The sequence below is a fragment of the Paenibacillus sp. FSL F4-0236 genome (genome assembly GCF_038000135.1).
GTDB lineage: Bacteria > Bacillota > Bacilli > Paenibacillales > Paenibacillaceae > Paenibacillus_AQ.
In genome coordinates this window covers 125,680-139,435 of the sequence record NZ_JBBOBK010000002.1, presented here as the reverse complement: position 1 = coordinate 139,435, position 13,756 = coordinate 125,680, and the positions used below count along the sequence as shown (strand labels likewise).

14 protein-coding genes are annotated in these 13,756 nt (G+C 40.6%); 13 read left to right on the top strand and 1 reads right to left on the bottom strand.

What is annotated here, in order from left to right:
• From NSQ29_RS31060 to NSQ29_RS31015, 10 genes are all read left to right on the top strand, one after another.
• Window positions 1–860, top strand: an 860-nt coding sequence (locus NSQ29_RS31060) for a methyl-accepting chemotaxis protein (RefSeq protein ID WP_341126880.1), incomplete at its 5' end; no start/stop codon positions are given.
• 114 nt (window positions 861–974) lie between these two features.
• Window positions 975–1,691, top strand: coding sequence for a purine-nucleoside phosphorylase (gene deoD, locus NSQ29_RS31055; protein WP_076300941.1), 717 nt, complete (start codon window positions 975–977; stop codon window positions 1,689–1,691).
• A gap of 280 nt (window positions 1,692–1,971) precedes the next feature.
• Window positions 1,972–2,949 carry a cation diffusion facilitator family transporter gene (locus NSQ29_RS31050; protein ID WP_341126882.1) on the top strand — a complete coding sequence of 326 codons (978 nt, stop codon included), beginning with the start codon at window positions 1,972–1,974 and terminating at the stop codon, window positions 2,947–2,949.
• A 73-nt stretch (window positions 2,950–3,022) separates the two neighbouring features.
• Complete coding sequence (locus NSQ29_RS31045) at window positions 3,023–3,343, top strand: metal-sensitive transcriptional regulator (protein ID WP_042131123.1); 321 nt, start codon at window positions 3,023–3,025, stop codon at window positions 3,341–3,343.
• A gap of 108 nt (window positions 3,344–3,451) precedes the next feature.
• The gene (locus NSQ29_RS31040) at window positions 3,452–3,688 is read left to right on the top strand and encodes a glutaredoxin family protein (RefSeq protein WP_341126879.1); all 237 of its coding nucleotides are present in this window, start codon (window positions 3,452–3,454) and stop codon (window positions 3,686–3,688) included.
• A 104-nt stretch (window positions 3,689–3,792) separates the two neighbouring features.
• On the top strand, window positions 3,793–4,122 hold the full coding sequence (locus tag NSQ29_RS31035) for a four-helix bundle copper-binding protein (RefSeq protein WP_042192011.1): 330 nt from the start codon (window positions 3,793–3,795) through the stop codon (window positions 4,120–4,122).
• A 206-nt stretch (window positions 4,123–4,328) separates the two neighbouring features.
• Window positions 4,329–6,761 (top strand): heavy metal translocating P-type ATPase, encoded by a 2,433-nt coding sequence (locus NSQ29_RS31030; RefSeq protein ID WP_341126878.1) that lies wholly within the window; start codon window positions 4,329–4,331, stop codon window positions 6,759–6,761.
• A gap of 32 nt (window positions 6,762–6,793) precedes the next feature.
• On the top strand, window positions 6,794–7,417 hold the full coding sequence (locus tag NSQ29_RS31025; RefSeq protein WP_042192007.1) for a nitrite reductase: 624 nt from the start codon (window positions 6,794–6,796) through the stop codon (window positions 7,415–7,417).
• 238 nt (window positions 7,418–7,655) lie between these two features.
• Complete coding sequence (locus tag NSQ29_RS31020) at window positions 7,656–8,654, top strand: globin-coupled sensor protein (RefSeq protein ID WP_042192005.1); 999 nt, start codon at window positions 7,656–7,658, stop codon at window positions 8,652–8,654.
• A 59-nt stretch (window positions 8,655–8,713) separates the two neighbouring features.
• On the top strand, window positions 8,714–9,304 hold the full coding sequence (locus tag NSQ29_RS31015; RefSeq protein WP_341126877.1) for a dihydrofolate reductase family protein: 591 nt from the start codon (window positions 8,714–8,716) through the stop codon (window positions 9,302–9,304).
• Between the two features lie 63 nt (window positions 9,305–9,367).
• Here the strand turns inward: NSQ29_RS31015 and NSQ29_RS31010 are convergent, their stop codons facing one another.
• Complete coding sequence (locus NSQ29_RS31010; RefSeq protein ID WP_156113190.1) at window positions 9,368–9,538, bottom strand: hypothetical protein; 171 nt, start codon at window positions 9,536–9,538, stop codon at window positions 9,368–9,370.
• A gap of 192 nt (window positions 9,539–9,730) precedes the next feature.
• On the opposite strand from NSQ29_RS31010, the gene NSQ29_RS31005 reads away from it, so the two are divergent.
• From NSQ29_RS31005 to NSQ29_RS30995, 3 genes are all read left to right on the top strand, one after another.
• Window positions 9,731–10,540 (top strand): CPBP family intramembrane glutamic endopeptidase, encoded by an 810-nt coding sequence (locus NSQ29_RS31005; protein WP_341126876.1) that lies wholly within the window; start codon window positions 9,731–9,733, stop codon window positions 10,538–10,540.
• A 136-nt stretch (window positions 10,541–10,676) separates the two neighbouring features.
• Window positions 10,677–13,064, top strand: a complete 2,388-nt coding sequence (locus NSQ29_RS31000) for an ATP-binding protein (protein ID WP_341126875.1) — start codon at window positions 10,677–10,679, stop codon at window positions 13,062–13,064.
• Window positions 13,042–13,698 (top strand): response regulator transcription factor, encoded by a 657-nt coding sequence (locus tag NSQ29_RS30995; RefSeq protein ID WP_076285527.1) that lies wholly within the window; start codon window positions 13,042–13,044, stop codon window positions 13,696–13,698. The genes NSQ29_RS31000 and NSQ29_RS30995 overlap by 23 nt, the downstream gene beginning before the upstream one ends.
• Window positions 13,699–13,756: the final 58 nt, after the last annotated feature.

The following is a 13,756-nucleotide window of genomic DNA, read 5'->3' as shown; positions in this document are numbered from 1 at the left end:
TTGGAAAAACCTTTTGCTGGAATGGAGACTATATTTCTGTGATTAATAATATTGAATCTTTAGACAAATTTATCGCGATTATACCTATAATAAAATTATCTATTCCGGCTGATTTATCCATAGCCATATGTGATTTGGAACGGTTTGTTGCTTATTTTCCTGGCAATACCATTAATTTAAACATTACCGAAGGACAGCTTTTAAACAAAGAAGAACCGCTTTACATAGCTATACGAGAGAATCAAGAATTAAAGTCCGATGTTCCGGCCAACTTCTATGGATTTGAGTTTACGGGTACAGCGACACCTCTTCATGATCAAAACGGTCAGGTCATTGGCGGGATTGCAGTTCAGATTCGTAGACAAAGTGAATTAAAGGCTATTGTAGAACAAATCTCAGAATCACTGACCCAAGCTAATGAGCAAATCAATAATATTTCGTATGGATCCAATTCACTTGCGGATTACTCTCAGCAACTACTTATTCAATCCCAACAAGCTGGTAGAGATGTGGAGAATACTACAGAGGTCCTATCGATTATTAAAAAGGTTGCTGACCAAACGAATTTACTCGGGCTGAATGCAGCAATAGAAGCAGCTCATGCAGGTGAGAAGGGAAGAGGGTTTGAAGTCGTAGCTAAGGAGATTCGGAAATTTTCACGGGAAACCGTTTCTTCAACTCAAAATATAAATGAAATCATGTTACAGATTAAGGGGATTACGAACCAAATGGCTAATTCGATAGAGAAGATAGCGGCGATCGGACAAGAACAGGCTGAATCTGTTCAGCATACTTCTGCATTTATTGAGGAAATAAAAATAATGTCCCAAAAGCTTAACGAGTTTGCGAATAAATTGTAGCAAGAGAATCAGTTCTTTTTTTGTTGAAACAAAAGAATATTTTAAACGTATATTTAAATTCATGGATGGTATAGTAAGATAGTAGTTGAGTAACAAACTTAGGAGGAATAAATTATGTCAACGCCGCACAATGCAGCACAAAATGGTGAAATCGCCAAAACAGTATTAATGCCAGGAGATCCGTTAAGAGCGAAGTATATCGCAGAAACCTATTTGGAGAACCCAACCCAATTTAATACGGTACGGAATATGTTTGGATATACAGGCACTTACAAAGGTAAAGAAGTGTCAGTAATGGGTTCGGGAATGGGAATGCCAAGTATCGGTATTTATTCTTATGAACTATACAAAAATTATGGTGTGGAAAACATCATTCGCATCGGTAGTGCAGGTGCCTACACAGATAAATTGAATTTATTTGATGTGGTACTGGCGGATAGTGCGTGGAGTGAATCTACATACGCCTATGTGCAAAGTGGTGTAGAAGGAGACGTACAGCTGCCAAGTAAAGAATTGAACGAAGTCATTGAAGAAGCGGCTAAACGTATTAACAAGCCACTTTTGACGGCAAGAATTCATTCAAGCGATGTATTCTATCATGAAGACAACGTGCCAGGCCACAATGAATTTTACAATGAACATGACTGTGTATGTGTAGAAATGGAGAGCTATGCATTGTTCCATAATGCGAAAGTATTAGGTAAACAAGCAGCATGTATTCTTACTATTTCAGATTCATTAGTTACTCATGCAGTAACCACGGCAGAAGAAAGACAAAATTCTTTCAACAGCATGATGGAAGTTGCATTAGAAGCAGCGATTTCTCTTTAAGATTAAGAAGTGAAAGATAAACTAAAACATCTTTATACAGAAATTGTATAGAGGTGTTTTTTTTATTTTTATTTTTATAAACTTCTAGCTGAGGATACACCCTTAGGTTCGTTATTGACAAGAAGAAAAATCCAGATCATAATAACATATGAGCACTTGTTCATATGTTATTATGATCTGGAGCTTTTGAATACCACTGCGCGCGCATACAAATACTATCTTGCTGAAGGTAAATAGGAGGTAAATCATGAAGGACAAGAAGAATAATCACAATCATCAGATGGAGCACGTAGACGGGCAACACTCCGATCACGATCACAGCGATCACAATCACTCCCATGCAGGACATGATCATTCCCATGGGCCTCACGGTCATCATCATTTTGATCCTAGCGGAAACAAAAAAGGACTAATGATTGCATTAATAATTACAGTAGGAATTATGTTTTTGGAGTTTTTTGGCGGACTGATCACTAACAGCTTAGCGCTGCTATCGGATAGTGGGCATATGCTAAACGATGCAAGCTCCTTAGCATTAAGCCTAGTAGCGGTCTGGTTTGCAACTAAACCTGCATCTCCCAATAAAACATATGGATTTCATCGGTTTGAAATTCTAGCGGCACTATTGAATGGGGTCACCTTATTTGTAGTTGCTGGTTTTATCATCGTGGAGGCTTATGGCCGATTCTTCGAGCCGCCTACGGTTGCAAGTGGTTCTATGATGCTGATCGCATGTATAGGTCTTTTAGCCAATGTTGCTAGTGCTTGGTCTCTTATGAGAAAAGGAGATGTAAAGAATAACATTAACCTTCGCAGTGCTTATCTTCATGTGCTTGGCGATGCTTTAGGCTCGGTAGGGGCTATTATTGCAGGTTTAGTTATGATGATTTTTGGCTGGTATATTGCTGACCCGATTATAAGCGTACTAGTTGCTCTATTAATTCTTAGAGGTGCTTGGGGAATCATCAAACATACCGTTCATGTTCTTATGGAAGGTACACCGATTACAGTGAATCCATCTGAGGTGAAGGCAGTTCTTGAGAATATCGAGGGCGTTATAAATGTTCATGATCTTCATATTTGGACAATTACCTCGGGTCTTGATTCACTAAGCTGCCATCTCTTAATCAAAGATCAGGAAGATGATCAACGTATTTTGCAGCAAGCCATTCAGTTAATAGCGGAACGCTTCAAAATCCAGCATACTACTATTCAAATTGAGACATCGGTGATATCCCATGAAGTGATGAAAGTCTAATTATATTTTATATTTTGAATAGATTAGGGGGGCTATAGTATAATAAAACTATATGGAAAGGAGTGATTGGTGCATGGAAGATCATACGCACGAGCACGAATCATGTAGCACGGGTGAACGAAAAAGTCATCACTCTGAGAAGACTAAAAAGAACCTGGTTAGCCGACTCAATAGAATTGAAGGACAAGTAAGAGGGCTAAAGGGATTAATTGAGAAGGACACCTATTGTGATGATGTGCTGCATCAAATCTCTTCGGTCCAATCTGCTTTGAACGGCGTAGGAAAGCTTTTGTTAGAACATCATATGAAGAGCTGTGTCGTGGAACGAATTCAAGATGGTGAAAATGAAGTGTTAGATGAGTTATTAATTACCATCAATAAATTAATTAAATAATTGATAATAGAAAGGATTCGTTGGAATCCTTTTTTTATTTAGGTTCATATATACTGTAGGGGGGTATACTAATGTTGTTGGAAAATATAATTAAGGAGGACGACCCATATGAACGTAGAGGTATTTACAACACCGACTTGTGAGGATTGCAGAAATTTTAAAAAGTTCTTGAATGAGCATCATATTCCATTTACTGAATTTAATATTGCAGATCATCCTGACCATGCAGATACGTTATTTGATCGAACTGGAAAAAGATTGGTTCCCACCATTTTCATTAACAATCAGGTGTTTTTCGGATTTGTGTTCAATCGTCAAGAAATTGAGAAACAGCTGCATGTCTAATGTTCAGTTCGGACAATTTCTCTGAGCATGATAAGCTAGCTCACGATTGGGTAAATATAGAGTAGGGGACTATACTAAATTACATCTTGAGAGGAGCTTTTATGATGTCACATCAAAACTACAAAGCGTGTATTGAAGAATGTTTAAAATGTATGGTGGCTTGTAATCACTGTTACTCATCTTGCTTGGAGGAAGATCATGTTGGAATGATGAAGGAGTGCATTCGCCTGGATCGTGAATGTGCAGAAATATGCGGATTCACTGCACATGCCCTGTCGATGAACAGTAAATATGCCAAGGCCTTATGTTTAGCTTGTGCAGAGGCTTGTGAAGCCTGTGGCAACGAATGCAAAAAACATGACCATGATCATTGCCAGCAATGTGCAGAAGCATGTTTTGCCTGTGCGAAAATTTGCCGAGAAATGGCTGCTTAACTCAGTAGGACTCTCTTCAGAGAGGACGGATTCATGAAGGAGTTTTCTCAGAAACAGGATTTCTGTTACTGAGAAAACTCCTTTTTAAGTATTTAGAGTATAGCTTGTCGCTTGACATAATATAGGGTAGGGGGGTATACTAACATCAAGAAGAGGATGATACAAACAATGGAAATCATCACAAAAGTGGAAGAGGTGTTTATATAATGACTACTGCTGCGGCGGGAAAATCACAAACATCATTACAAATCACAGGGATGACTTGTGCTGCTTGTGCAAACCGCATAGAAAAAGGCTTGAACAAGTTAGAAGGTGTAACAGAAGCCAACGTAAACTTTGCAATGGAAAGGGCTACAGTGACTTATGATCCGAATATAGTGGACGTAAGTAAGATGGAAGCAAGTATTCAGAAGCTAGGGTATAGCACGGCTAAAGAAGCTGTAGATTTACAGCTTGTAGGTATGACATGCGCTGCTTGTGCATTGAAAATTGAAAAGACTCTGAATAAACTGCCTGGCGTAAGCACTGCCAGTGTGAACTTTGCGATGGAAACAGCACATGTCGAATATAATCCCGTTGAAGTTTCTGTATCTGACATGCAGAAGCGGGTGGAGAAGCTTGGATACAAGGCTGTTCCCAAACAAGAGCAAGGTGACCCAGCGGAACAGCGACAACAAGATTTATCCAAGCAAAAACGTAAGCTGCTGATCTCCGCGATTCTATCGTTTCCACTGTTGTGGGCGATGGTGAGCCACTTTTCCTTCACTTCGTGGATATGGCTGCCTGATCTTTTTATGAATCCATGGTTCCAATTGATTTTGGCAACACCAGTTCAATTTTATATTGGTAAACAATTTTACATCGGTGCTTATAAAGCACTTCGTAACGGCAGTGCGAACATGGATGTTCTAGTTTCACTTGGGACCTCAGCGGCCTTTTTTTACAGCCTTTATTTAACCATAGTTTGGGCTGTCGATGGTGGGAGCGCGCATCATGGACCAGAAATGTATTATGAAACGAGTGCAGTATTGATTACTCTGGTTCTAATGGGAAAATTGTTCGAATCCTTGGCAAAAGGACGGACCTCGGAAGCTATTAAATCCTTGATGGGACTGCAAGCCAAGACAGCTTTAGTTGTCCGCAATGGTGAAGAATTAAGCATTCCGGTAGAGGAAGTTATTACTGGTGATATAGTACTTGTTCGTCCAGGGAATAAAGTACCTGTGGATGGTGAAGTTCTGGAAGGGATCTCTTCAGTAGATGAATCCATGCTGACCGGAGAAAGCCTCCCTGTTGAAAAGAAAGCCGGAGATTCCGTCATTGGAGCGACGATTAATAAAAACGGTATGCTTAGAATCAAGGCAACAAAAGTAGGTAAGGAAACTGCTCTTGCGCAGATCATCAAAGTGGTAGAAGAAGCGCAAGGTTCAAAAGCTCCTATTCAACGGGTTGCTGACGTCATCTCCGGTATCTTTGTTCCTATCGTTGTTGGGATTGCCGTTATTGCATTTTTAGTGTGGTACTTCATCGTAACACCGGGTGATTTTGCAGGAGCTTTGGAAAAAGCAATCGCCATTCTGGTTATCGCTTGCCCTTGTGCTTTGGGTCTGGCTACGCCAACCTCCATTATGGCTGGTTCCGGACGTGCAGCTGAACTGGGAATCCTGTTCAAAGGCGGAGAGCATTTAGAGCAAACACATAAAATTGATACGATTATCTTGGATAAAACAGGCACAGTAACAAAGGGCAAACCTGAGCTTACCGATATTTTGGTCGAAGGCAACGAGACAGAATTTCTTAGACTGGTGGGTGCAGCCGAGAAGAATTCAGAACATCCACTTGCAGAAGCTATTGTCGCAGGCATCTTGGAAAGAAATATTGAATTGCCAGGGACAGAGTCTTTTGAAGCTATACCGGGTTTTGGGATCAAGGCTGTCGTGGAAGGCAAAGAGCTGTTAATTGGTACTCGGCGTCTCATGGACAAATACGGTGTAGAGGCAAGTCATGCTTATAACATCATGTCTACTTTAGAAGAATCCGGTAAAACAGCAATGCTTGTTGCTATAAATAAAGGGTACGTAGGTATGGTAGCTGTTGCGGACACCATTAAAGAAACCTCTCAGGCTGCTGTCAGTCGGTTGAAAGGAATGGGAATCCAGGTCATCATGATTACCGGAGATAACGAACGTACGGCAAAGGCGATCGCTGCCCAAGTTGGCATTGATCATGTACGCGCTGAAGTGCTTCCAGAAGGAAAAGCGGAGGAAGTGAAAAAATTACAAGCGCAAGGCAAGATAGTAGCCATGGTTGGCGATGGTATTAATGATGCTCCAGCTCTCGCAACTGCAGATATTGGGATGGCCATTGGTACCGGTACGGACGTGGCTATGGAAGCTGCGGATGTTACTTTAATGCGAGGCGATCTATCCAGTATTCCCGACGCTATCTACATGAGTCGTAAAACAATGACTAACATTAAACAAAATCTATTCTGGGCACTTGGCTACAACTCACTTGGCATTCCGATTGCAGCACTTGGTTTCTTGGCTCCGTGGGTAGCGGGTGCGGCAATGGCTCTCAGTTCGGTTTCCGTTGTTCTTAATGCACTTCGTCTGCAACGTGTGAAGATCCGTAACTAAATCACTAGACGAATGAGGACGGAGATAAGGATATGGGAGAGATCACAAAAATCGCAGTTGCACCTCCAATTCAAGTGGGGGGAAGCCTGTTTACACCAGAGCAGCTTGCTACAATAGGAGCTATTCTAGGAACGAATGCAAAAATTGAAATGACATCTTTTAAACAGCTTTATTTGGAGGTGCCTCTGGAACAACGTGAAGTGATTGTGGAGCAACTTGAGCGTATAGGATTAGAAGTATATTCAGCGGGTTTTGTCACGAAAAGCCTGATTGCCTGTAATTTTTGTAAAGGGGCTGAGGAAGCAGGTCTGGCAGTTGCACAGAAATTAAATCAGTCTATAGCAGGGATTGAAACACCTATGCCACTGAAGATTGGTTATGCGGGCTGTGCACTCGGAACCAGCGAGCCTCTGTTGAAAGACATTAGCGTTGTGAAAATGCGTAATACCTATGAGATTTTTGTGGGTGGAGAACCAAAAGGGCTTAAGACTTCAATCGCTCAATCCCTTAGATCAGGGCTAAGTGAAGATCAACTTATTCCAGTGATTCTGTCATTGATTAACTACTATAAGGCCAACGCCAAAGGGAAAGAGAAATTCAGAAAGTTCATTGACCGGGTGACGATAGAATTGCTGCAACAAGTTGTTGCTGTGTAGGATAAGGTTATAATTTTAAGAGGGGCTTCCTTTATAGGAGCTCCTCTTTTTAGTATGATCTAAGAATAATGCTACGAAATGCAAAGTTTGTAAAATTAATAAACTATTTAAGTAAATAAAGTGTTAAAATTTATAAAAATAATACCTTTATTATCAAGATAAATAGATGCCATAGGGGATGGCATGGAAGATGCGATGATCATTATATAAACAGAATGAGAGGGAAGTTGACCAAATTATGATCAATCTTAGTTCAGAGCGACAACAGCAAGTTAGCTATATTGGGATTACTGAGGCTGATTTAAATGTATTGAAAAGTAAGGAGAAAGAATTCAAGCAAATCGTAAGCTCCCTTGTAGATGAATTGTATAAGCAGATGATAGAGGAACCTGAGCTACTCCACATCATTGAACAGCACAGTACGCTTGATCGATTGAAGGAAACGCAGCAGTGGTATTTTTTATCCATGGCATCGGGTGTGATTGATGAAGCATTTATTGAAAGACGACTGCTTATAGGTAAAATTCACTCGCGTATTGGTCTGACAACAAATTGGTATTTGGGCACTTACATATTATATTTGGATCTCGCTACAGCTTATTTTGAACGGATATTACCGACTGATTGGAAACCCGTCATTCATGCATTAACCAAGATGTTTAATCTGGATTCACAGTTGGTTCTGGAAGCCTACGAAGTCGATGAAAAAGCAAAAATAGAAAATTTATTAGAAAAGCAAAACCACTTGCTTACAGGTGTTAGTTCTGCGGTTCAAGAATTAGTATCCTTAATGGTTCAACTGAAAGATAGCAGTGAATCCATCGAGGAATTAGCTAGTAAGAATGCTGATTATCAAGAGAAAACACATCAAACTGTGTTATATCTTGACAAAGAGGTAGAGTCTATTCATCAAGTGGGTACAATGATTAGGGAAGTAGCTGATCATACGCATCTTTTGGGCTTAAACGCGGCCATTGAAGCGGCAAGAGCAGGGGAGTACGGAAGAGGCTTTGAAGTCGTCGCGAATGAAGTTCGGAAGTTAGCTCGTCGTTCTAAAGATTCAATAGGAACGATTGATGAGAAGCTGAATAATATCAACTCTACACTGTCCAAGGTGAAAAAAGAATCGGAACACAATTCCATGTATTCCAGAGATCAGGTGAAGGGCTCTCAAGAACTGGCTTCCTTCGTGAATCTGATTGAAAAAGTGACTGTCGAGTTAGAAAACTTGAAATAAACAAGAATGTCTTATATTGCGGATCGAGTGTTAAGTATTCATATCTGGTACAAGGAGCGATGAGTGTGCCTGTAGATCATCATGAACAAGATGCAGAAAATTCATCTAGAAAGATTGTGGCAGGTTTATTCATGTCGCTGGATGGAGTGGTAGACTCACTTGAGGCCTCACCTAAGAAGTGGGGGAGCAATGAAATGAATGAGACGATTGCTGCCGGTGTTGCACAGGCAGATACTATACTGCTTGGGCCACGTACTTACAAGATGTTAGCCCAGTTCTGGCAGCATCAGAGTGACAATCTACCCATGGCAAGATTCCTGAACCATTCTGACAAATATCTGGTCTCCAGTACGATTACGGAGGACATGCTCGAATGGCAACCTGCGAGCCTGATCAAGGGCAAGCTCTTCGAGGAAATAATGAAGCTAAAGCAACAGCCTGGAAAGAACATTCAGATCCCTGGTAGTCCGAAATTAGTCAGATCCCTATTACAAAATGGATTGTTAGATGAGCTTAGGCTTAATATCTGTCCCGTTGTCGTTGGCTCTGGAATGCGTCTTTTTGACGAGATCACGAATCAAGTCCCACTTCATCTTGTGGACTCAAAAGCTTACAGTAACGGTGTAGTAGGCTTAACGTATCGCATATAATCTTTGAAATGAAACACTCCTTCAGAATATTCTGAGGAGTGTTTTTTTGTTTAACAGTGCGGTTTAGACGTCGGTTTTGGAAACACCGTTTAAGCTGGGAACATAATCGGCAGCTTTATCGATGTTTACCATCTGAGCCGCTTCATTAAAGTTATTGTTATTCTGTGCATTGTTTTTCTTACTTGGTTGATGTTTGCCTGGTTCACCTTTGGGACTGGCGTTATTTTTTGGCATGACATTCACCTCCATATTCTCCCCATAGTATGAGAAGGTAGTTTGAATTTTATGCCAGACAAGGAGGTGATGGGGTGCACCACCGCAAAAGATTTGTGGTTTTAACGGCAGTTATTTTCGGTGAAATGACCTGGCTGCCATTGTAGAATTGGATTAAATAGGAAAAATAGGCGTTTAATTATAAAAAGGTAGGTGAGAATATTGCTCTCTGACAAGAAACAATCTCTTCTATTTATTATTATTGTGTGGGCAATGGCACTTGGGATGCTGCTACTCCCAGAATCAGCACAAGGTCTGTACGGATTTACCCCGTTACTCACAGTATTTCTCATGATGTTCTTGATTGTACGAGATGGTTATCGTGCTGAGGGCTGGAGAAGGTTAGGTTTCAGATTTAGAGGAGGGAAAGAATACATATTGGCTTTGGTTATTCCCTTAATTTCACTGGGAGCGGGTTATGCTGTTTATTGGACAGGATGGGTATCAAGCTTGATCCCTCCAGATTCATGGATCAAGACGGCTATATATTTGGTCGTTTATATTGTTCTGGGTTCGCTATCTGCATTGGGGGAAGAAATAGGCTGGAGGGGCTGGCTGCTTCCGCGCTTTCAATGGATGGGAAGAGTTAGTTCCAGTATCACAATGGGGTTTATCTGGGCAATATGGCATTATCCAGCGATTCTTGGCCCACGTGCCTATCATTCTTCAGGGAACCGCTGGCTTGTGTTGACCCTGTTCACCTTATCCGTTGTATTTGCGGGAATTATTATTAATGAACTGCGTCTGACCTCTGGTAGCATATGGCCGGCAGTGCTTTTACATGGAACTAATAATGCAGTAGATAGTGTGTTGCGCAATATTACTGCGAGTTCATCACCGATGCTAGAGTATGTAGCTGGAGAGAGTGGTTGGGTCCCGGTAATTTTATATGGCGCTGTAGCAGTTTGGATTCTGAATCGAAACCTCAGGATAAAACGGCAGCCGATCAGTTTAGCGCAATAACACTTGCGTTCGTTTATAAATGAAGGAATATCATGCATAAAAGTATATTATTCCCTATTGAATTCATTTAAAATGGTATAGGATGCATGATTCTGAATTACAAATATGTATAATTTTGTTCTTCCGGGGGATTCAAATGAGAGTGAAACTCCGTTATTTTTTCATATCAGGGTTACTTTGCGTTTTTGCCTTTCTTATCATTCATTTTGTGGGAATCATTTACTCCAATATCTTACTTGAAGTTGGTCTGGAGCAGAATGAACAAGGACAATATTATATCGCAGAGGTCGACGTTTCCAGTGAGGGCTATAAGCAGAATTTACGGGAAGGGGATATTTTAGTAGCGGTTAATGGAACACCGATTGAAAAAGTGGATGGACCGGTGAGATACGGAAATCTCACGCAAGTTCAATCCATTGACCTCCTCCGTATATCTAAAGAGGGTACCCTGATCACAGAACATTATGATATCAAGAATAAATCCTCGGTATATCATACGTTCACACAGCTTGTAGTTCCTGGAGCAACCTTTGTTTTTTTGGTGGTGTTAAGTCTTCTTTTATATCGTAAAAAAAGTGGAGAACGCGCAGCTGAACTGCTAATTTTGTTCTTTTTATTGGTGGGAGTGACGTACTTCGCCGGATATGCCTCAAGCAGATCAGATCTCATCGGTAGAATTACTATGAGTGGCTTGCTACCTCTAATACCGCTGGTGTTTATCCACTTTGTCCAAGTACATCTGAAACGATTTAATGTTCTATTTCTTTCTACTTTTCTAATCAAGACATACTACGGATTCGTCATTTTACTTGGTATGGTTTCAAGCTTTAGTTTAGTTATTTACTCCTGGGATAGATCCTTGTATTCCTTTATGCGTCTGATCATTATTGGGCTCTTTGTTGTAGGCATCCTATACAGCATATTTAAGCTGCTCTATGTATACATCAATTATCGGAACACAGCACTTAAATCGATGCTTAAAATTATGTTAACTGGACAGATCCTTGCGTTTACACCGTTTGTTCTTCTTTCAGCTGTGCCGATTGCGTTTGGGGTCGAATTGATTCCTTATGAAATCACTACGATTTTCTTGTTTTTAATGCCAGTTACCTATTTTTATCTGCTCACTGCTAAACAGCTATTTGATATTGATTTCGCTTTTAGTCGATTTAAATATGATCTGTTCATTGCTTTCATTCCGGCGCTAATCATTGTGGTAGTACTGGCGATCATTCAGAGTAGGCCGGAATATGATTGGATCAAATGGGTTCAGATGTTTTTGGTGGTGTATTTATCGATTACGACTTTCTTATTTTTTAAGGAGAAAATAGATCATTATTTCCGGCCTAAGCTGGTCCATGAACTTCATCATTATCAAGGGAGTTTGGAACGATTCTCTAAGCAAATCTCAAAGGTTATGAAGATATCTGATTTGGAAGCTGCACTCAACAAGGAGATCAATGAGATTATACCGGTTAATCGGTCGGCTTTTTTTGAGATAGATGAGGATGAAAATTTGCATAGTCTCGAGCCAATCGTGGATGATTCAGGCCAAGACATCTATATACAATTTGTATCACAATACCCTGTTCTTAAAGTAGGGGAGGTCATTCAACTCCAGCAAGGGATCCTACTAGTGTTAGGTCGTCATAAAAAGAGTGTTCATCTCCTATGGATCGATCATAAGAAGAATCATATCAAGATGAATATGGATGAGCTAAATTGGTTAAATACCATCGCAAACTATGCAAGCATCGTCTATGAGAATTTATATCTGATTGAAGGTCTGATTGAAGACCTTGAAGTTGAAATGAAAAAAGATCAACATGGGGCACCCTGGGTTCTGCGCCTGATTTTTAACTTGTCAGAGAATGAGCGAAGAAAGCTGGCGGCGGATTTACATGATTCTGCCCTTCAAGATCAACTTATTTGGCTTCGTAGGCTGGAAACGCTGATCTCCGATCACGAAATTTCACCGAGAATCTTACCGGAGCTGCTTCAGATTAAAGAAGGACTTCTGGATGTTATCTATCAGATTCGGGAGACTTGCAATGAACTGCGTCCTCCGCTTCTTAGGGAAGCTGGGATTGTGAAGGCGCTGGAAATTTTATTTGAGTATGCTCAGCTGCAGTCCAATTATATTATTAGCTTTACATCAAGTCCGATAGGCGAGTTAAGTGATGAACTGGTGATAGCCCTTTATCGAATTGTGCAGGAACTTCTGAGAAATGCCGGGAAGCACGCCAAGGCAAATCAGATTGAGATTGAACTGGATCAGAAAGAGCATCTCTATTTCCGTTACAAGGATGATGGAGTAGGCATGAATATCGTAGATATTAAAGAATCATTTCAGCATATGGGCTTGTCCGGCATCAAAGAACGTGTAGCGAGTCTAGAAGGGGATTGTACGTTTAACTCGGAGAAGGGTAAAGGGTTGGAGGTAATTATTTATTTACCGACAACGTCTTTTGTGGAGAAGAAAAATAGAGGAGGCGATGACGATGATACGTATCTTGTTGGTTGATGATCACCCTTCAGTTGGAGAAGGAACCAAGAATATGATTGAGCAGGATGCTGATATGGAGGTAACCTTTGTTTTGTCAGCGATGGAAGCTTTCGATATGCTGGAGCAGCAAGGATTTGATGTGATATTATGCGATCTTAATATGCCTACAATTAGTGGACTCGAATTCACCAAAAGAGCCGTTCAGCGTGATCCCGAATCTAAAGTGGTGATTTATACCGGATATGAAATCAGTGCGCATTATAACCTGTTGATGGAGTCAGGGGTTACAGGATTTATTTCTAAGACAGCTTCCAGAGAACAGTTGTTAAATACCATTCGTTGCGCACTAAGAAATGAGGCTGTCATTCCAGTTTCTTTACTAAAGCAGCTGCGCAGAAGTGATATCAAGATATCCAATAACCGGGATAATCAGTTCATTCAAGAAGTATCTATTAATCAAAAAGAACAAGAAATACTCCAAGAAGTTGCCAGTGGAAAAAGCAACAAAGACATAGCCAGCAAACTTTTAATGTCACAAAGGACTGTGGAGTATAATCTGACGAGAATCTTCGAGAAGCTGAGTGTACATTCCAGATCCGAAGCTATCGTAGAGGGAAAACGGCTGGGACTTGTTAGAACGGAGCAATTTTGAGCTGGACAAATACATAGTCTTGTAAATTTACAATTTCGAAGATATGAAGGAGAGAACT

Excerpts from the sequence above, each read along its gene's own strand:
- deoD (WP_076300941.1), top strand. The coding sequence starts at position 975 with ATGTCAACGCCGCACAATGCAGCACAAAATGGTGAAATCGCCAAAACA.
- NSQ29_RS31050 (WP_341126882.1), top strand. The coding sequence starts at position 1,972 with ATGGAGCACGTAGACGGGCAACACTCCGATCACGATCACAGCGATCAC.
- NSQ29_RS31045 (WP_042131123.1), top strand. The coding sequence starts at position 3,023 with ATGGAAGATCATACGCACGAGCACGAATCATGTAGCACGGGTGAACGA.
- NSQ29_RS31040 (WP_341126879.1), top strand. The coding sequence starts at position 3,452 with ATGAACGTAGAGGTATTTACAACACCGACTTGTGAGGATTGCAGAAAT.
- NSQ29_RS31035 (WP_042192011.1), top strand. The coding sequence starts at position 3,793 with ATGTCACATCAAAACTACAAAGCGTGTATTGAAGAATGTTTAAAATGT.
- NSQ29_RS31030 (WP_341126878.1), top strand. The coding sequence starts at position 4,329 with ATGACTACTGCTGCGGCGGGAAAATCACAAACATCATTACAAATCACA.
- NSQ29_RS31025 (WP_042192007.1), top strand. The coding sequence starts at position 6,794 with ATGGGAGAGATCACAAAAATCGCAGTTGCACCTCCAATTCAAGTGGGG.
- NSQ29_RS31020 (WP_042192005.1), top strand. The coding sequence starts at position 7,656 with ATGATCAATCTTAGTTCAGAGCGACAACAGCAAGTTAGCTATATTGGG.
- NSQ29_RS31015 (WP_341126877.1), top strand. The coding sequence starts at position 8,714 with ATGAGTGTGCCTGTAGATCATCATGAACAAGATGCAGAAAATTCATCT.
- NSQ29_RS31010 (WP_156113190.1), bottom strand. The coding sequence starts at position 9,538 with ATGCCAAAAAATAACGCCAGTCCCAAAGGTGAACCAGGCAAACATCAA.
- NSQ29_RS31000 (WP_341126875.1), top strand. The coding sequence starts at position 10,677 with ATGAGAGTGAAACTCCGTTATTTTTTCATATCAGGGTTACTTTGCGTT.
- NSQ29_RS30995 (WP_076285527.1), top strand. The coding sequence starts at position 13,042 with ATGATACGTATCTTGTTGGTTGATGATCACCCTTCAGTTGGAGAAGGA.